The sequence below is a fragment of the Streptomyces sp. NPDC000983 genome (genome assembly GCF_040299205.1).
In the GTDB taxonomy this organism is placed as follows: domain Bacteria; phylum Actinomycetota; class Actinomycetes; order Streptomycetales; family Streptomycetaceae; genus Streptomyces.
Genome location: NZ_JBEPBM010000025.1, coordinates 24387 through 42779, shown reverse-complemented (window position 1 = coordinate 42779; position 18393 = coordinate 24387). Strand labels below are relative to the sequence as shown.

Below are 18393 nucleotides of genomic sequence, written 5' to 3'. Positions count from 1 at the left end.
TCGTGCGCACGTCAAGCGAGGCCGCCGATCGATCCGAGAGCTCCGCGCAGCTCCTGCCGCCTCACCGTCTGGACGACGCCGCCCTCGCCATGCTCTGCTCGGCGGGCGAGCACCTGGAGGCGACGCGCGCCCTCCTCGACGCGGAGTACAGCCGGCGTCTGCTGCTGTTGCGGCTGCTGGTGGACGAGGTGTCCGCGCGTCCGGCGTCGGTCGGCCCACTCGCTCCGGCCGGCGAGGCGTGGGACCTCCTCGCGCGGGCCCAGCGGCGGCGGCCCGAGGCCGTGCACCGGCTGCTGATGAACCCGCAGACCGGGCTCTGGGCGGCCCACGCGCTGCGCGGGCTGCGCGGCACGGAGAAGTCGGCCGCCCCGCTCTGGGCGGACCTCGGGAACCTGCACGCGCTGGCCGCCGCCGGTGCCGTACTCGCGGGTCTGGACTTCCGGATCCTCGTCCCGGCCCACCACGGGGCGGTCCTGCTGCCCTGTCTGGGACGCGCACAGGTACCCGCGGCCGGGCCGTGGAGCACCGCCGAGGTGAGCGCCCACGACGGTACGGCGTGCGTCCGCGCCGAGGGCGAGGGACCCGGTGTGCCGGTCCCGGCCGACGCCACCCGTGACGCGCCCGGCTGGTCGGGGATGCGTCGGATCTCGGCCCGGCACGACGGGCTCGCCCTCCACCTCGGCGTCGACGACCTGGCCCGCTACCCCGTGATCGCCGGAGCCGCCGTACCCGGGCGGCTGGACGAGGCGGAGCTGCGGAACTGGCGGCGCGCGATCGACCGGGCCTGGGCGCTGCTCGTCGAGGACCACCGCGACAGCGCCGAGGCACTCGCCGCAGGACTGTTCTCCCTGGTGCCGCTGCCCGCCGCGGAACGCTTCCGGCCGCGCAGTGCCTCGGCGTCCGAGGCGTTCGGCTGTGTGATGGTCTCCGCGCCCGGCCCCGGGGCCGACGAGGAGGAGGCGGCCGTCGAACTCGCCGTCACCCTCGTCCACGAGTTCCGGCACACCCTGCTCAACGGCCTGATGCACCTGACCACCCTCGCCGAGGACTGCCCCGACCTCTTCCACGCGCCCTGGCGGGACGACCCCCGGCCGCTCAGCGGCGTGCTGCACGGCGCCTTCGCCTTCTCCGGCGTCGCCCGCTTCTGGCGGGACCGCGCCGCCCGCACCGAGAAGAGCGCCGCGGAACGGGCCCGCTTCGAGTTCGCCCTGTGGCGGCGGGAGTCCCGGGCCACGCTGGAGGCCCTGCGCACGCATCCCGCGCTGACCGGCACGGGCCGCCGACTGGTGGCCGGCCTCCTCGCGGGCATCCGGTCCTGGGACACCGAACCGGTGCCCGAGCACGTACTGCTGCTCGCCGAGCGGGCCGCGGCCCACCAGCGCGCCGGCTGGCGGGCCCACCACGTCCTGCCGGACGAGGCGATGGTGCGGGCCCTCGCGGACTCCTGGCTCGACGGCGCGGACCCGACGGCGGCCCCGGACGGCGGAAGCGTGGTCACCGACCCGGCCGGCTGCCGCCTGGACGCCTTCGCGCACCTCGTACGGCTGAGCATCACCGACCCGGACGGCTTCGCCGAGGCTCGGAACGGCGGCCCCCGGCCGAAGGACGTCACCCCCGCGGACCTGGCCTATGTGGCGGGCGACCTCGCCGAGGCCACCGCCCTGTACGCCACGCAGACGCACCGGCCCGCCTCATGGGGCGCACTCGCACTGATCGCCGGCGGCGGCCAGGACGGCGCGGCCGGACGGCCGGAGGTGCTGCGGGCCGTCTCCCGCGCCGTCACCCGGCGTTCGGGCCACACCCCGCCCCCCGCCGAACTGGCCGGATGGCTGGGCGGGGCGCGGGCCGCGGGCCGTGCTCACAACGGCAGCGGATCCACGTCACAGTTGACGCGGTCGTCCCAGGACACCGCCTGACGCACGGCCGGATGGTCCGCCCCGAGCACCCGGTTGAGCCGCTGCGCCGTTCTGCTGTGCAGCCGCTCGGCCTCCTCGTCCTCGCCGAGGGCCTTGAGGTCGAGCGGGAGGTTGGCCGCGCAGGCCAGGGTGGAGGGGTGGTCCTCGCCGAGCACCTCCTCGGAGATCCTCAGCGTCCGCTCGTCGCGCTCGCGGGCCGCGGCGAACTCGCCCAGCGCGTAAAGGTCGCTGGCCAGGTTGGTCGCGCACACCAGCGTGGTGGGGTGGCGTTCGCCGACGACCCGGGTCAGCTCCGTCAGCGTCCGCTCGTCGACGGCCCGCGCGGCGTCCGCGTCGCCGAGCAGCCGGTGCGTGACACCCAGGTCGACCTCGGCGGACAGGGTGTGCGGATGGGCGGGCCCGTACACCTCCGCGTACTGGCGGTGGATCCGTGAGCCGAGGTCCCGCGCCGAGGTGAGGTCGCCGGCGTGCCGGAGGTCGATGGTGAGTTCCAGCGTGGACGCCATGGAGCCGGGGTTGCTGTCGCCGTAGCGGCGGACCAGGTTGGACTGGGCGTGCTCGGCCGCGGCGAGCGCCTCCTCGTGGTGGCCGGCCTTGCGCAGCGCCACCGCCAGGTGCCGGTGGTTGGAGAGGGTGAAGGGGTTGTCGCGGCCGAGAAGCCTGACGGCCCGTTCGGTCAGCTCCCGCTGGTAGGTGAGGGCGGTGTGGTAGTCGCCCAGCTCCCTTATGTCGAGGATCAGGCTCAACCAGGTCAGCAGGGACACCACGTGGTCCTGGCCGAAGTGCTGCTGCTTGGTGTGCCAGGTGTGGGTGTCGATCTCCCGGGCGCGGGCGAAGTCGCCGACCAGCCGCAGGCTCACGCCCAGGTTGTGCGCCGCGCGCAGGGTCTCGGGGTCCTCGTCGCCCAGCATCCGCACATAGCGCTCGTGCACGGACTCCGACAGCTCAAGGGCCGACTGGAAGTCCCCCTTGTTGCGGCGGTCGACGGCCACGTTCCCGAGCGCGTCGAGGGTGTCCTTGTGGTCCTCGCCCATCGCCCGCCGACAGGTCTCCAGCACCCGGTCGTTGACCTCGGCGGCCTCCGCCCACCGGCCCATGTGGAAGAGCACGACCCCGAGCCAGCGGGACACCTCCATGGTCTGCGTGTCCTCCTCCCCGCCGTCCTGCCGCCAGTACTCGTAGGCGCAGCGGGCCAGTTGGAGCGCGGCGTCGAAGTTGCCCGAACGGCACAGATAGCGGACCTCGTTCACGAGCAGCGCGCGCACCCAGTGGTCGGACGTACAGGCCGCCTCGGAGACGACCAGGTGCGGATACAGCTCGCCGTACCGCGGCCAGTGGGAGGCGTTGTGCGGATCGGCGGGGTCGTTGGCCGCGAGCAGCAGATGGGTGCCGTGCCGCATCCGCCGCTGTTCGGCCTCCGTCATCCGGGAGATCAGCGCCGCCTGGACGAGCCGGTGCATCTGCAGGGCGTTGGTGCGGAAGTCGAAGCGGGCCAGGGAGTAGCGGCCGATCTCCCGGATGGCCTGACTCAGCCGGATCGGGTCGCGCAGGACCGTGTCCAGTTCGGGGGTGATGGCCGTCTCGCGGCGCCAGGCGAAGAGGTTGCGGGCGATCGACTCGGGCGCGCAGAAGGCGCACAGTTGGAGCAGTTGCATCGCCGCCGGGTTCTTCGCCTCCAGCTGGTCCAGGGAGACGTTCCAGGCAGCGATGACCGGAAGCTGGTAGTCGACCGGGGCGGACAGACCCAGCAGGTCGACGAGCTTCTCGTCCAGCAGCCGCAGGTATTCGTCCGCCGGCATCCCCGTCTCGGCCCGCCAGGCCGCGGCCTGTTCGATGGCCAGCGGCAGATCGCCGAGGGCCTCCGAGAGCCGGTCGGCCTCCTCGGCGGTGATGTCGGGGCCGCGCCGGCGCAGCAGGCCCACGCTCTCCTCGCGCCGGAAGACGTTCACCTCCAGCGACTTGGCCACGCTCGCCCACTGCGGATTGCGGGAGGTGACGAGGATGTTGCCCGGTCCGCCGGAGGGGAAGTAGGGGCGTACGGCCTCGGGGCTGTCGGCGTTGTCGAAGACCAGCAGCCAGTTGTCGTACGGCTCGCCGCGCCGCAGCGCCTCCAGGACGGCCGTCACCGACCAGGTGGCGTCGCTCGCGGCCTCCAGCCCCAGGCGCGGCGCCAGCTCCGCCAGGGACAGCGCGATCTGCGCGGTGCGCTCGGCGGAGATCCACCAGACGAGGTCGTAGTCGCCGAGGTGCCGGTAGAGGTACTCCACGGCGAGCAGCGTCTTGCCGACGCCGCCCATCCCGTGCAGCGCGTTGGGCAGCACCGCGGTCGCCTTCTCCTTGCGCAGCCTGCGGTGCAGCGCGTCCAGCAGGTCGTCGCGGCCGGTGAAGTTGGGATTGCGCGGGGGGACGCTGCCCCAGACGGCCGGGGTGCCGCGGTGGCCGTCCGCACCCGGGGGAGTGCCGGGCGGGACGTCCGTGCGCGGCTGCGGGGGGTTGCTCGACTGGTTCACCAGATCCTCCTGCTTCCGCAGGTGCGAAGGGGACGGTTGGACGAGGGCACGCGCGACTCGGGGAGCCGGCCGCGGCCGGTGCGCCCCGGACGCGGCGGTCAGTGCTTGCAGCGCCCGTGCCTGGGCGGCGTGCGGCCCCGACAGGGCGTGCAGTACGGCGATCTGCGGCTCGGCCCAGGCGCGGGCCTCGGGGTCGTCGGCGACCGGGCGCGGTTCCGCCCGCCCGGCTAGCAGCTCGGGGAGCTGCCACAGGGAGCGGGCCGCCGGGCCCAGGGCCTCGCCGACCAGGGCGACGACCTGCCGCAGCTCCTCCGTCCGCCCGGCGGCCAGGAGTTCGCCGCGGACGTCCGGTGTGAAGTCGTAGGCGATGCGCGGGCCGGCCGACGGCTCCGGGTCGGGGCGGGCGTGGATCAGCCCGTGGGCGAGCAGCTGGGTGAAGTCGGCGATCCGGGCCTCGGGGCGCAGCCGGGTGAGGAGCCGCCGGACCAGCGGTACGGCGAGCGGGGCCGCCGCGAGCAGCGGGGCGAGCCCTTGGACCTCGGCCGAGACGGAGCGGCGGAAGGACGCGACCCGCGCGCCGGCGCCCGGTTCGGCGCGCACCTCGGGCGCGCCGTCCGTACGGGCGGCTCCTGCGGCGAAGGTCGTCGGCAGCCGGACCGACGCCGACCGCTCCCCGCCGACCAGGCGCACCCACGAGCGCAGACTGCGCGGCGCCAACTCCAGTACGGGCACCGGCAGATAGGCCCCGTTCTCGTCGGGCGCGCCCAGCGCCAGGCGGTGCGGCCGGATGCTGTGCCGGCGGTTCGGCGCGCCCGGTCCCGCCGGGCGCAGCGACAACGGCCAGGTCGGCACACCGGACTCGGGCCAGGCCGGATGCGGCAGCAGATGGACGACGGCCAGCGCGCCGGCCGCGGCCCACCGGTGCAGGACGTGCCCGAGGGCGCCGCTGCGCCAGCCGGGCGCGTTGCCGTCGGTGACCACCAGCGTCAGCCGGGTCGCGCGCGCCCCGCCGGGCGGCATGGGGCGCAGGGCGCACCGGTCGACCCGGCCGAAGGCGCCCGAGCGGCGCAGCAGTTCGGTGAACTCCGCCGCCGTGTCCTGCCACACCGCCATCCCGGGATCGGGGTCCACCGCCACGACCACGTCCCAGGGCGCCCGGCCGGGCGCGGCGCGCAGCCCGCGCAGCGCGCGCAGGATGCCTTGCGGGTCGGCGATGTCCGTCCAGCGCGCGGACGGGGCGCCCCGACCGTCGACGGACGTCATGGCCCCTCCAGGGCGGCCCACCGCCAGACGGTGTCGAGGGCCGCGCTTGCCTCCTGTTCACCTTCCCGGATCGCGTCCAGGGCACCCGTGTTGGCCAGATGCAGCGCGTCGAGGAGCCGGTCGGCCGGTCCCGGCTCCCGCTCGGCCCGGTCGAGGAACGCCTCCAGCACCTCCGCCGGGACCGCGGGGAACCGGGTCCGGCCCAGTTCGGCGAGCCGCTCCCGGGTGAGCGCGGGCAGTTCCAGGCGGACGCACCGCCGTACGAAGGAGGGCGACAGGTCGCGCTCGCCGCCGGTCGTGATCACCACGAACGGCGGTTCGTGGCACCGTACGAGGCCGGAACGGACCGTCGCCCTCGTCCCCGGATCCCAGGTGTGCACGGGGGAGCTGTCGGGGCCGAGGAGTTCGGGGATGGTGAACTCCCCGTCGTCCAGCACGGCCAGCACCTCGTCGGGCAGGTCGAAGCCGCCCCGGTCGAGGTCGTCGAGGAGCACGACCCGGGGTAATCGGCGGGGCAGCAGGGCGGTGCCCAGCGGTCCCAGCCGGACCGTGCCGCGGCCCGACACGCGGTACAGGCCCTCGCCGAGCGTGGTGGCGCCGGTGACCGGCCAGCGCAGCACCGCGCCCAGGCCCAGTTCCCGGGCGACCCGGTGGGCGAGCGCCGACTTCCCGGTGCCCGGCGCGCCGCCGACCAGCAGCGGACGGCGCAGCCGGAGCGCGGTGCCGACCCGGGCCGTCTCCTCGGGGTCGGGGGTCCGCGGGGTGCCCAGCTCCCCGAGGACGGACACCGTCCGCTCGTCCCGCGGCGGCACCGGCGGTTCGTCGGGGCCGCCGCGGCCGGCGCGCCAGGGAGGTGGGGCGGGCCACCGGCGGTCGCGTTCGGCCGGGTCGAGCGGTATCCCGGTGCCCCGGTAGAGCCACCAAGAGTCCATGGACGTTTCCTCCCTGTGCGGCGGGGTCACAGCGGTTTGCGGTCGGGGTCGTCCCACAGCACCGCGAGGTGCCGGCCGATCTGGTGCTCGGGCGCGGCCGAGCCGAGCGCGGCGGCCTGCCGCCGGAAGCGGGTGATGCGGGGCAGCAGGTCGGCGAAGCCGCCCGCGAAGAGTTCGCCGAGCACCTGCCGGAACTCGGTGGTCGACTCGCTGGTGCGGTGCCACACGACCACCGGATAGCCGGTGCGCAGCGCGGTCCTGAACTCCAGGCAGCCGTGCACCCGGCCGTCCTCGGGCGGTTCGCTCAGCACCGCGGCGACATGTTCCTCGTCCAGCAGTCCGGCGACCACCTGCCGCTGGTGCTGCGGGGAGGTGTTGGGGATGCTCATGTACACGGAGCCGCCCGTCGGCTCCTGGCGGAGCTTCTGCCAGCGCAGCCGCCACCAGCCGTGCCAGCGCTGGTCCAGCAGCCGGTCCAGGCTCCGGATGACCACCGCCGGATAGGTCATGCCGAGCGGCAGATGCGGGTCCTCGGCGGCGTCCAGGGGCCAGGACTCCACCGGCAGGTTGATCAGTTCCAGGGGGAGCACGAACTCCAGCCGCAGCTGCCCGGGCCGGTCGCCCTCGGCGCGCTCCACCTCGGAGATGACCTCGCTGACCGTGCGCTGGAGGTCCGCGAAGGGGATCACCGCACTGTCCCGGCGCCCCTCGAAGTGGGGGCCGCGGGCGTCGGAGTGGAACCAGTACGAGACGGTGTAGTGGCCCTCGTCGAAGGGCGCCGGCATGATCCGGATCGCCAGGTGCTCGTCGTGGGTGGCGGGCTGCCGCTCCGGCTGCCGGCCGTAGCGTCTGCGGTCCAGTGCCTCCCCGAAGTCCCAGCGCACGGCCTGCTGCCGGTTGATCGCGCGGACCTCCCGGCGGTGCGCGTCGTCCAGCCAGCCCGCCGCCTCCTCCAGGTACGCCATCCAGGGCGGGACCTGTTCGGGCGCCGTGTTCTGCCCGACGAGGTAGAGGAAGTCCGACCAGGGGGTGACGGAGTGCTGGGGAGGAGTCCGTAATCGGGAGAGCGTCGCCCGGGTCACCATGCGGCCCCGCTCCTCGTGGGGCACCGCGAGCGGCAGCAGGCAGGTCTCCAGCAGGGGCCAGAAGTCGAGGAGTTCGGCCGGGAGGGTGCGGGTGGCCCGCCACTCGTCGCCGAGCCGGAACATCGTCAGCGACTCCGCCGATCCGGGGTCCAGCAGATCCAGCACGGCCGCCAGACACGACAGTCCGTCCGGTGCCCGGCCGGCCGGGGCGCCCCGCATGCAGAACGCCATCAGGGCGACGAACTGTCTGCGCGGGACGGAGTGCCGGGTGAGCCGGCCGTTGCGTCCGAGCCGGTCGAGCACCAGATCCAGGAACTGCTCCCGGTCCTCCGAGGAACGCAGACCGTCGCAGTCCACCAGGACGTCGACGGCGGTTCGCCGTATCCGGTCCTCGATCTCCTCGCGCAAAGGAGGCCCCCCTCCGACGTCCCTTCCGGGACGCGCACCCTCGCTCGTCCGGCGGCCCGCCGGTGACACAAGATTAGGGGCCGGGGTCGCCGGCGGAAGGGAATCGGCGGACAGGGCGGACGAGTACGCTCGGCCGTACGGGTGATCATGGGAGCCTCGGGCGGACCCGGTGTCCGTCCGGCGCGGCGGCAGGGGGAGGCAGCGCGATGGCCGAGCGGGACTGGGACGACGACAGCGGCTACCGGGCGGCGGTCCGGCAGGCCGAACGTGCCGCCCGGTTCGGCTGGGCGGCGATCGGGACCGTCGTGGGAGGCGTGGGCTGCGCGGTGATCGCGGCGGCGCTCGTCGCGGTGGCAGTGGTCGTCGGCATGGTGACCGCCGTCGTGTCGTCGCACTACTAGGGCTGCCACCAGGGCAGTTCAGCCGGCCCGGCCTCCCGACGTACTCGCGGATGAGCCCCCTGGGGGCGCGGGGAACTGCGCGACAAGCCACGACGGCGCCGCACGAACCATCCGACCCGACCACCCGCCCACTCCGGCGGGGCCCGCCAGGGCGCGCCTCTCACCGCGCCGGCTCGGCCCGCCGAACTCCGGGTACCGTTGCGCACCCTCTGTGACCTGGGTGTATTTACGCGTGAGTACCCGAGCGGTACCTTGAGGGCATGCCAGCTCTCAACGTGGAGTTCAGCGACCGCGAGCTTGAGGACCTGAGACAGATCGCCAAGGAACGCGGTACGTCGATGAAGGCGCTCGTCCGGGAGGCGGCGGCCGCCGACATCGCCCGGCACCGGGCGCTCCAGGAGGGCGCGGAGGCGTTCCGTCGCTTCTTCGCCTCGCACGCCGACGAGTTCGCGGCCGCCTTCCCGGACGACGAACCACCCGCCAAGGGCGAGGGGCGGGCCGCCTGACCGATGGCACCCGTCGTTCACATAGACGTGCCCTGGCTGCTCCAGCGCCACGAAGAGGTCCTGCCGGACCAGCCGACCGTCAACGACTTCTCGGCGCTGGTCGCCGCCGTCGCCCGGCACCGGGTCGACCCGCCGCGCCTGGGGGTGAACTCCGACCCGGCCTGGCGGGCGGCCGCGCTGCTGCACACCCTCGCCCTGCTCAAGCCGCTGCCCGCGGCCAACGCCCGGTTCGCCTGCGCCACCGCCGTCGCCTACATGTTCGTCAGCGGCGCCGGCATCGATCCGCCCTACGGCGCCCTGGTCGACCTGGCCCGGGACCTCATCGACGGCAAGACCGACGTGTACGGCGCCGCCGACCGGCTGCGCTCCTGGCAGATCTGAACCGTTCGCGCCGGGCGCCGCCGCCCTCGGGGCCGCCGACCGAGGGCGGATGGAAAGGGTCGGCGGCCCTGAGCGCAGAGAAGCCTCCCCTGCTCTGCGCCGGCCTCCCGAGGGGCCGGTTCCCAGTCCACTACGCCCGCCCCGGTGCCGGGAGAGTGCGTGACCCCCGGATACGGGTGTGGGATTCACACGGGGCGCTGGGCAATGGCGAAAACCCGTGCAGGTGAAGGAAGTTGACCGTGAATCTGACTTACCTTCAAAGGTGCGGATGTTGCCCGAGTGCCTTGTTGGGCGTGAGTGGTGTGTGCAAGGGTTATCACCGCCCGTGCGGGGGGTGAAAGCCGGGTCGCATTCGCGCCGACGGGGGATCGGGCCGGACGATGGCCGGTGAATTCACGCTCCCCGCGCTGTTCTCCGCGCGTGGGAAGGAATCCGCTCTGTGCCCACCCCCCACCCCCCTCGCCCCCCGTACCCGCCGCCGGCCGGCGTCCCCGGGGAGTCGGACGAAGGTCTCGCCGCCCGGCTGAGAGGCAGACCGGACGGCGAGACCGCCCCCGTCGTGGCCCTGCTGATGGCGCGCCACTGGAAACCCGCCCACACCTACGCGGCGATCTGTCTGGCCTCCCGGGCGGACCTCGCCGCGATGGTCACCTCCGCCGCCTTCCACCACGTCCTGGACCGCCTGGCCCTCGGCGAACCGGCGGCCGCGCTGCGCCCCCGGCTGCTCATCGCGGTCCGGGACACCGTCCGGGTGTGGGCCGCCGAGGAACGGATATCGGCGGTCCTTCCCGAACTGGGGAAACCGGCCGGCGGCCGCGGTATGCGCGCCGCGAAGTCCATGACCGCGGAAAATCGCAAGCTGGCCGGACGTTCATTCAACGCCCTTCCGCAACAGGCCCGTTGTCTGCTCTGGCACACCGAGGTGGAGGCGGAACCGATATCCGTCCCGGCCGGACTGCTGGGCCTGGATACCGACACCGCGATCATCGCGCTCGAACAGGCGCGTGAAAAATTCCGCGAGGGCTGTGTGGTCGCGCACCGGGAACTCGCGCCGACCAAGGATTGCCGCTTCTACAACCGCCTCCTCGACGTCCCCATTCGGCGCGGCGGAGCCCTGCTGCCGGAGGTGCAGGACCATCTGGCCCAGTGCCGCTACTGCCGTTCCGCCGCCGAACAGCTGAGCCATTTCGAGGGCGCGCTGGGACCGCTGCTGGCCGAGGCGGTGCTCGGCTGGGGCGCCCGGCGCTATCTCGACTCCCGCCCGGGCCGCGCCCAGCAGGGCACCCGCGCCCGGGGCGGCGCCCGGCACGGCCGCCGCAGGCGCCAGCTGCTCCGGATACCCGCGCAGGTACGGCGGGTGGTGGACGGCCCCCACCCGTCCCGGGCGCTGCTCACCGGCGTCGGTATCGCCTCGGCCGGGCTGCTCGCCTCGGTCGTCGTCGGAGGGGGCTGGTCCGACGGGGACGGCACCGCCCCGGCCGCCTCCGCCACCAGCCGGGAGTCCGGCGACGAGGCGCCGCCCACGGTGTCCTCCGCGCCCCCGGGCACCGCCCAGCTCCCCGTGCCGCCCCGCACGACCCGGCTGCGCAACGACGGCGCCGATCTCTGCCTGGACGTCCGGGGCCGGCCCGCGCCCGGAGCCGGCGCCGAGCTCGCCGACTGCTCGACGGCGGCCACCCAGCGCTGGTCGTTCGAGGAGGACGGGCTGCTGCGCAGCGCCGCCGAGCCCGAACTGTGCCTGGACTCCCATGTGGACGCCGGTGTCGTCGTCCTCGGCCGGTGCGCCGACGACGACGACGACGACGGCGGCCGCGCCGACGACGTGCGCTACGACCTCACCGTGCAGGGCGAGTTGCTGCCCCGCTGGGGCGACCAGCTCGCCCTCGCCTCCACCACCGGTGCGGTGGGCGCCGACATCGTCGTCAAGGTCCGGGACGGCTCCGGCGCCCAGCGCTGGCTCGCCGCCGACGCGGAGTCCGCACAAGCCGGCTCGCTGTCGGTCGCCGCGCCGCCGCCACGCGCTAGCTGACCACGTCCCGCGGCTCCCGCCCGGACAGGAAAGCGTTGACGTTCTCCACGGCGGCCAGCGCGATCCGTACCAGGGTCTCGCGGGTGACACCGCCGGCGTGCGGGGACAGCACCACGTTCGGGGCGCGCAGCAACCGCAGGGCCGGGGTGGGCGGTTCGGGGTCGAAGACGTCGATGCCCGCCCCGGCCAGCGCGCCCTTCTCCAGCGCCTCCGCGAGGGCGTCCTGGTCGATCAGGGCGCCCCGCGCGGTGTTCACCACGAACGCCGTCGGCTTCAGCAGCGCGAGCCGCCCGGCGTCCAGCAGGTGCCGGGTGGTGTCGGTGAGCGGTGTGTGCAGGGTGACGTAGTCGGCGCGGCGCAGCAGGTCGTCGAGGGGGAGGTGACGGGCGCCGCCCAGCCTCGCCTCCGTCTCCTCGTCGGCCCGGCTCCGGCCGGCGTAGACGACGTCCATGTCGAAGGCCGCGGCGCGGCGGGCCACCTCCCGGCCGATCCGGCCCAGACCCACCACGCCGAGCGTCTTGCCGGACAGTTCGGTCAGGGAGCCCTGGAGCCGGGGGAGGGCCCAGTCCGCCTCGACGAGCGCGAGGTGGGCGGGGACCAGCCGTTTGGCCAGGGCCAGCATCAGGGCGAAGGTCTGCTCGGCGACGTTCTGCGCCTCCGCGCCGCTGGAGCCGATGTTGCACACCCGGACACCCCGCTCGCGCGCGGCGGGCAGGTCGACGTAGTCGAAGCCGTGGCTGGCGCACTGCACCAGCTCCAATTGCGGTGCCGCGGCCAGGTGTTCGGCCGTCACCGGGGCGAGGCCGGTGATGATCGCGCGGGCCGAGCGCAGCGCCTCGGGGTCCTCGTCCGCGGTTTCGACGACGGTGACCGAGGTCCCCTGGGGGAGGAGCGTGGCGAGGCCGGCTCCCACGGTACGGCCGCCCACGTGCGGGGCGATGACGGCGAGGACGTCGCAGGGGGCGCTCACGCCGGCCCCTCGACGAGGTCGGCGGCGCTCAGGGTGCCGGGTCCCGCGTGCCCCGACAGGGCGAGGGTGAGGTCGAGTTCGGCGAGCAGACAGCGGATGACGTGCTCGACACCCGCCTGTCCGTCGAGCCCGAGCCCGTACACGTAGGGCCGCCCGACGAGCACCGCGCGGGCGCCGAGGGCGAGGGCCTTGGCGATGTCGTCGCCGGTGCGGATGCCGCTGTCGAAGAGGACGGTGAGCCGGTCGCCGACCGCGTCCACCACCCGGGGCAGCGCGTCGGCCGCCGCGACGGAACCCGCCACCTGGCGGCCGCCGTGGTTGGAGACCACGATCCCGTCCATGCCGGCGTCGGCCGCGGCCCGCGCGTCGTCGGGGTGCAGGATGCCCTTCAGGACGATCGGGCCGTCCCAGTTCTCCCGCAGGAACGCCAGGTCCGGCCAGGTCTTGCCGGGGTCGGCGAACATGCCGACGAAGTGCATCACCGCGGCGTTCGGGTCCTCGTGCACCGGCTTGGCGAGACCGGCCCGGAAGGCCGGGTCGGTGAAGTAGTTGGCGGTGCCCACGCCGTGCAGGAACGGCAGGTACGCCTGGTCCAGGTCGCGGGGGCGCCAGGCCAGCAACGGCGTGTCCAGGGTGACCACCAGCGCGGAGTACCCGGCCGCCTTCGCCCGGTTCAGGAAGCTCAGCGCCACCTTGGGGTCCTTCGGCCAGTACAGCTGGAACCAGCGCTCGGCGTCGCCCATGGCCTCGGCGACCTCCTCCAGCGGGGTGCTGGAGGCCGAGGACAGGACGAACGGCACGCCCTGCGCGGCGGCGGCGCGGGCGGCGGCGGGCTCGGCGTCCGGATGCATGATCGACAGCACGCCGACCGGGGCCAGCGCGAGCGGCGCGGGCAGGGCGCGGCCGAGCACCTCGACGGAGAGATCCCGCTCGTGCACGTCCCGCAGCACGCGCGGCACGATCCGCAGCCGTTCCAGAGCGGCCCGGTTGGCGCGGGCGGTGCTGCCGTCGCCCGCGCTGCCGGCCACGTAGCCGACCGGACCGGGGCCGAGGCGCCGCTCGGTCAGCTCCTCCAGCCGGGTCAGATCGGTGGGCAGCCGGGGTACGGCGCCCGTCATCCCGTTGAGATAGATCTCGTACTGGAAGTCCGCCCAGTGCCTGGCCATCGAGTCGGTCCCGCCCCTCGTCGCTGAGATCGCGCAGTACGCAGACCATACCGACCGGTAGGCAGGAGTCCAGAGGGGTGGGAGGGGCGCGTTCCATGACCGTCACCCGGCCTGGACATGAACGGAAAGGGTGTCTGAGGGATCGAACGGGAGCGGAATCGGAATGTTTCAGGCCGATTGCGGAGCATGTGTAAACAGGCCAGTTGGCTGCTTCGGGCGATCAAGAACCGCCCAGTCACGGGGTTGGAACGTTCGAATTCCGTTACTTCACGCCACTGATTCAATACGCAAGGTTACCGAAACCTGTGGGTCCGATGTGTGTTCCGGCGGCGGACTCGGCAGACTCGCGGTCGCCGGTTGCCGGCCCCCGATCGGGCGGCTTCCGGCAGACCCCCGATTCGAGCGGAAGGATGCACACAATGCGGAACACCGCGCGCTGGGCAGCGACCCTCGGCCTGACGGCAGCGGCCGTCTGCGGCCCCCTCGCCTCGACCGCGCCCGCGGCCCCCGGCAACGCGCCCGCCTCGCTCTACGCCCCCTCGGCGCTGGTCCTGACCACGGGCCACGGAGAGAGCGTGGCGCTCGCCGCCCCGGAGCGTGCCGTCACCCTGGTCTGCGCGCCCTCGGCCTCCGGCACGCACCCGGCGGCCGTCCCGGCCTGCGCCGAACTGCGCGCCGCCCAGGGCGACTTCGACGCGCTGGAGGCCGACAGCGGGACGCTGTGCACCCGGGAGTACGACCCCGTGGTGGTCACGGTCGAGGGCGTCTGGCGGGGCCAGCGGGTCTCCTACGAGCGGACCTTCTCCAACGAGTGCGTGAAGAGCTCCCTCGGAGCGAGTGTCTTCGCGTTCTGAGGGACCGGGATCGCACGGCATCCGTGCACAAGCGCAGTGACGCGTAACTGGGGAGTGCGAGTCCTGTCGCGGAGCCGGTGATCTCGTATCGAGGACCGGCCGGGCGGAGTGGGGCCACCCGGCCGGTTCCTCGCATTCGTGCCCCGACCGCCTCAGCGGGCCACGGGCTTGAGCACCACGAAGTCCGCGCCCGAGGGGTCGACGCAGACCGAGAGCCGGCCCACGTCCTCGGCGTCCTCGGGCGGCATCTGCACGGTGCCGCCGTTCGCGGTGACCCGGGCGACCGCCGCGTCGCAGTCCTCCACGTCGAAGACCGGATGCCAGTACGGCGTACCGCCGTTGAGGCTGAGGTACTCCTTGGGCATCGCCATGATGCCGCCCTGCATCCGCTCGGCGGGCAGCCCTGCCGGGGTGACCAGCGCGTAGGCGCCGGCGTCGCCGGGCAGCGGCACCTCGCTGTACCACCAGCCGAAGACCTCGCTGTAGAACTTCCGCGCGACGTCGGCGTCGGTCGTGTACAGCTCGGTCCAGGACAGCGAGCCCGGCTTGTCCACCAGCTCGATCCCGGCGTCCGTGCCGGGCTGCCAGACGGCGAACTGACCGCCGAGCGAGTCGTTGAACTGGGCCATCCGGCCCCACTCGCCGAGGTCGCGCGGGGGGACCCGCACGGTGCCGCCGGCCGCTTCGACCGCCCGGGTGGCGGCGTCGGCGTCGGCGACGTTGTAGTAGATCATCCAGGCCGACCGCGCACCCTCCTCGGTGAGCTTGCCGAGCCCCGCGACGGTCCTGCCGTCGCGCTTGAACATCCCGCCTTCCATCTCCTCGCCGTCCGTGCTCTCGCCGACGTCACCCGGCATGGGCTCGTACGTCCAGCCCAGTACGGCGCTGTAGAAGGCCGCCGCGGCCGGCACGTCGGGCGTGCCGAGGTCGATCCAGCACGGGACGCCGGGGACCGGGTCGGTGGTGATCATGAGCTTTCCCTTTCGGAGGTCCGTCTCGGCCACCCTCGCACCGGCCCGCCCGCCCCGCAGGGCGGCGGCCGGCGCGTGGGGACGGCTTGCAGGACCTTGGACCGTGCCCGCCGCCGAAACTCATCGGCCGACGGAGGCCGGGGCCGGCATTCCGTTCCGCGGCCGACGCCGTGCACGCGCTCGGGGCGCACCGGGCGCACCGGGCCCGGCGGCTGCCGGGTGAGCCGGCGACGAGGGGAACGGCCGGACACGGCCGGAGCGGTCAGCCGCTCATGCCCGCCAGGCGCAGCGGCGCCGGTTCGTGCGGGGGAACGGACTCGTCGGCGTGGGCGGCCGACGCCCACCAGGACGGGCCGTCCTCGATGTGCCGCAGCAGGATGCCCTCGCGGATCGCCCACGGGCAGACGGTGACCTCGGTGATTCCGGTCAGCTTCATCGCCGTGTGCGCGATCACCGCGCCGGCCAGGCTCTGCGCGGCGCGCGGCGCAGAGATCCCGGGCAGCCGGGCGCGTTCCGCCGCGGGCAGCTCGGCCAGCCGGTCGACGGCCACTCTCAGGTCGTCCCGGTGCAGCAGCCGCTCCATGAACGGGCCGTGGCGCCCGGGCGCCGCCCCGCACAGCCGGCCGAGCTGCTGGAAGGTGCGCGAGGTGGCCACCGCGGTGCGCGGCCCCTCCCAGCGGATCCGGGCCGCCGCGTCCCGCAGCTGGTGCCGCACGCTGCGGCGCAGCGCCCGCACCCGCTCGGGCGACGGCGGGTCCTCGCCCCCTTCGAGGAACTCATGGGTCAGCCGGCCGGCGCCGAGCGGCAGCGACGCCGCGAAGTCCGGCAGCCGGCCCCGGCCGAAGGCCACCTCCAGCGAGCCGCCGCCGATGTCCAGCAGGGCGAGCGGCCCCGACCGCCAGCCCATCCACCGCCGCGCCCCGAGGAAGGTCAGCTCGGCCTCCAGCTCGCCCGGCAGGGTGCACAGGCCGACCCCGGTGCGCGCGCGGACCGCGCCGAGCACCTCGCGCCGGTTCGGCGCCGCCCGCACCACGGCCGTGGCGAAGGCCACCGGGTCGGCGGCGCGCCACCGCGCGGCCGTCCGGCTCGCCTCCCCGACCGCGTTCACCAGCCGTTCGACGGCCTCCTCCGGGATCGCGTCCCCCGGCCGGACGTCCGCGGACAGCCGCAGCCGCCACTTGGCGGTGTGCACCGGCAGCGGGACCCCGTCCTTGGCGTCCGCGACCACCAGTCTGACCGTGTTCGATCCGACATCCACCACGCTGATTCGCATGGCCCGGCGGTACCCGTTTCCCGTCCGCTCGAACGGACAGCGCTTCACCGACGGCCGGATCCGGCCGAAAACCGGCCGGTCCCGTGTACGGGGACGACCGTCCGGGAACGCCGAGGGGCCGCCGTCTCCCTGGAGACGGCGGCCCCTCGTGACGGGTCCGGGACGGTCACATGTGGACGACCGGTGCGGCGTCGGCGTCCTGCTCCGGCACGCCGGGGCGGAAGAGGAAGAAGGAGATCACCGCGCCGGCCGCGAACAGGCCGGCCGACCACCAGAAGGCGGTGGTGTAGCTCTCGATCGTCGCCTGCGCCTGTACGGCCGGGCTGGTCGCGTCGTGTCCGGCGAGGTAGTCCGTCGCGGCGCTCGCGGCGAGCGTGCTCAGCAGCGCCGTGCCGATCGAACCGCCCACCTGCTGCATGGCGTTGACGGTCGCGGAGGCGACTCCGGCGTCCTCGGCCGCGACCCCGCCGGTGGCCAGCTGCATCGCGGGCGGCATCACCATGCCGAGGCCGGCACCGATGACGATCAGCGGGGGCAGCACCGCGGTGAGGTAGTCCGAGCCGACGCCGATTCCGGCCAGCCAGGCCATACCGCCGGTGGCGACGGCGAACCCGAGCGGCAGCACGATCCGCGGGCCGATCCGCGGCACCAGCACGGTGGTGCCCAGCTGGGCCGCGACCATCAGCGCGCCGACCATCGGCAGGAAGGCGACACCGGTCTTCGTCGGGCTGAAGCCGAGGTTGAGCTGGAGGTAGTAGGTCAGGAAGAGGAAGACACCGAACATGCCCGCGCCGGTGAGCAGCACGGTGAGGAAGGAGGCCGCGCGGTCGCGGTCGAGCAGGATGCGCAGCGGCAGCAGGGGGTGCGCTGCACGGGTCTGCCACCAGCCGAACGCGGCCAGCAGCACACCGCCGGCGAACAGGAAGCCCCAGGTCAGCGGGGAGTTCCAGTCGTGGCTCTCGGCGTTGGAGAAGCCGTAGACCAGGGAGAACAGACCGGCGGCGACCAGGATCGTGCCCGGCACGTCCAGCTTGGAGTTGGCGGCGTCCCGGTGGTTGGACAGCAGGATCCAGCCGCCGGCCAGGGCGACCAGGGCGATCGGCACGTTGACGTACAGGGTCCAGCGCCAGTCCAGGGCGTCGGTCAGCAGGCCGCCGAGCAGCAGGCCCACCGCGCCGCCCGCGCCGGCGATGGCGCCGTACACGCTGAACGCCTTGGCGCGTTCGCGGGCGTCGGTGAACGTGGTGTTCAGCAGGGAGAGCGCGGCCGGCGCCAGCAGCGCGCCGAAGACACCCTGGAGGGCGCGCGCGACGACCAGCATCTCGAAGCTGGTGGCGGCGCCGCCGAGCGCGGAGGCCGCGGCGAAGCCGACGACGCCGACCAGGAAGGCCGGCTTGCGGCCGAACAGGTCCGCGATCCGCCCGCCGAGCAGCAGGAGCGAGGCGAACGCCAGCGCGTAGGCGGTGACGATCCACTGCCGGCTGCCGTCGGAGAAGCCGAGGTCGGCCTGGGCCGAGGGGAGGGCGATGTTCACGATGGTGGCGTCCAGCACCACCATCAGCTGGGCCAGCGCGACGACCGCGAGGATCCACCACCGCTTGGCCGAGGAGCCCGACGGCTCCTCGGTGACGCGCGCGGGCGCGCTGTCGGTCAGTGTCTTGTGGGACATGGGCAGACCACTCCAGGGAACGTCGTTCGGGCCTCGCCGCAGAGCAGGCGCCTGAACGA

The 18393-nt window shown here is 74.1% G+C and carries 14 protein-coding genes; 6 read left to right on the top strand and 8 right to left on the bottom strand.

Translation table 11 applies throughout. The annotated features are described in order from the left end of the window. Positions 1-2: 2 nt before the first annotated feature. Positions 3-1916, top strand: coding sequence for an HEXXH motif domain-containing protein (locus ABT296_RS25950; RefSeq protein ID WP_351931038.1), 1914 nt, complete (start codon positions 3-5; stop codon positions 1914-1916). On the opposite strand, the gene fxsT is transcribed toward ABT296_RS25950, so the two are convergent. The 3 genes from fxsT to ABT296_RS25935 are packed head-to-tail and all read right to left on the bottom strand — an operon-like array spanning position 1859 to position 8114. After that, positions 1859-5689: an FxSxx-COOH system tetratricopeptide repeat protein gene (gene fxsT / locus ABT296_RS25945; protein WP_351931037.1), complete on the bottom strand. Its 3831-nt coding sequence runs from the start codon at positions 5687-5689 to the stop codon at positions 1859-1861. The two genes, ABT296_RS25950 and fxsT, sit on opposite strands and share 58 nt — an antisense overlap. Then, positions 5686-6621: an AAA family ATPase gene (locus tag ABT296_RS25940; protein WP_351931036.1), complete on the bottom strand. Its 936-nt coding sequence runs from the start codon at positions 6619-6621 to the stop codon at positions 5686-5688. The genes fxsT and ABT296_RS25940 overlap by 4 nt, the downstream gene beginning before the upstream one ends. Before the next feature lie 26 nt (positions 6622-6647). Beyond that, positions 6648-8114, bottom strand: coding sequence for a VMAP-C domain-containing protein (locus tag ABT296_RS25935; protein ID WP_351931035.1), 1467 nt, complete (start codon positions 8112-8114; stop codon positions 6648-6650). Between the two features lie 206 nt (positions 8115-8320). Here ABT296_RS25935 and ABT296_RS25930 point away from each other — a divergent pair, with 206 nt between their 5' ends. The 4 genes from ABT296_RS25930 (at position 8321) to ABT296_RS25915 (ending at position 11431) form a co-directional block, all read left to right on the top strand. Beyond that, a complete protein-coding gene (locus ABT296_RS25930) occupies positions 8321-8515 on the top strand; it encodes a hypothetical protein (RefSeq protein ID WP_351931034.1) in 195 nt (64 codons plus the stop codon). 260 nt (positions 8516-8775) lie between these two features. Next, a complete protein-coding gene (locus ABT296_RS25925; RefSeq protein WP_004979459.1) occupies positions 8776-9021 on the top strand; it encodes a hypothetical protein in 246 nt (81 codons plus the stop codon). 3 nt (positions 9022-9024) lie between these two features. Then, positions 9025-9402 (top strand): toxin Doc, encoded by a 378-nt coding sequence (locus ABT296_RS25920; RefSeq protein ID WP_351931033.1) that lies wholly within the window; start codon positions 9025-9027, stop codon positions 9400-9402. 439 nt (positions 9403-9841) lie between these two features. Next, entirely contained in the window at positions 9842-11431 is a 1590-nt protein-coding gene (locus tag ABT296_RS25915) for an RICIN domain-containing protein (protein WP_351931032.1), read from the top strand. Here the strand turns inward: ABT296_RS25915 and ABT296_RS25910 are convergent. Together ABT296_RS25910 and ABT296_RS25905 are read right to left on the bottom strand one after the other, a co-directional pair. Continuing rightward, on the bottom strand, positions 11424-12401 hold the full coding sequence (locus tag ABT296_RS25910; protein WP_351931031.1) for a 2-hydroxyacid dehydrogenase: 978 nt from the start codon (positions 12399-12401) through the stop codon (positions 11424-11426). The genes ABT296_RS25915 and ABT296_RS25910 overlap by 8 nt on opposite strands. Next, positions 12398-13567, bottom strand: coding sequence for a lactate 2-monooxygenase (locus tag ABT296_RS25905; protein WP_351931030.1), 1170 nt, complete (start codon positions 13565-13567; stop codon positions 12398-12400). Before ABT296_RS25905 ends, ABT296_RS25910 begins: the two co-directional genes overlap by 4 nt. A 419-nt stretch (positions 13568-13986) precedes the next feature. Between ABT296_RS25905 and ABT296_RS25900 the strand changes: the two genes are divergently transcribed. Continuing rightward, positions 13987-14421: a protease inhibitor gene (locus ABT296_RS25900; protein ID WP_351931029.1), complete on the top strand. Its 435-nt coding sequence runs from the start codon at positions 13987-13989 to the stop codon at positions 14419-14421. A 152-nt stretch (positions 14422-14573) separates the two neighbouring features. Here ABT296_RS25900 and ABT296_RS25895 read toward each other — a convergent pair whose 3' ends face one another. The 3 genes from ABT296_RS25895 to ABT296_RS25885 all read right to left on the bottom strand — a co-directional run bounded on the left by ABT296_RS25895 (position 14574) and on the right by ABT296_RS25885 (position 18334). After that, positions 14574-15392, bottom strand: coding sequence for a VOC family protein (locus ABT296_RS25895; RefSeq protein WP_351931028.1), 819 nt, complete (start codon positions 15390-15392; stop codon positions 14574-14576). A 262-nt stretch (positions 15393-15654) separates the two neighbouring features. Then, entirely contained in the window at positions 15655-16665 is a 1011-nt protein-coding gene (locus ABT296_RS25890) for a Ppx/GppA family phosphatase (RefSeq protein WP_351931027.1), read from the bottom strand. A 166-nt stretch (positions 16666-16831) separates the two neighbouring features. Continuing rightward, positions 16832-18334 carry an MFS transporter gene (locus ABT296_RS25885; protein WP_351931026.1) on the bottom strand — a complete coding sequence of 501 codons (1503 nt, stop codon included), beginning with the start codon at positions 18332-18334 and terminating at the stop codon, positions 16832-16834. Positions 18335-18393: the final 59 nt, after the last annotated feature.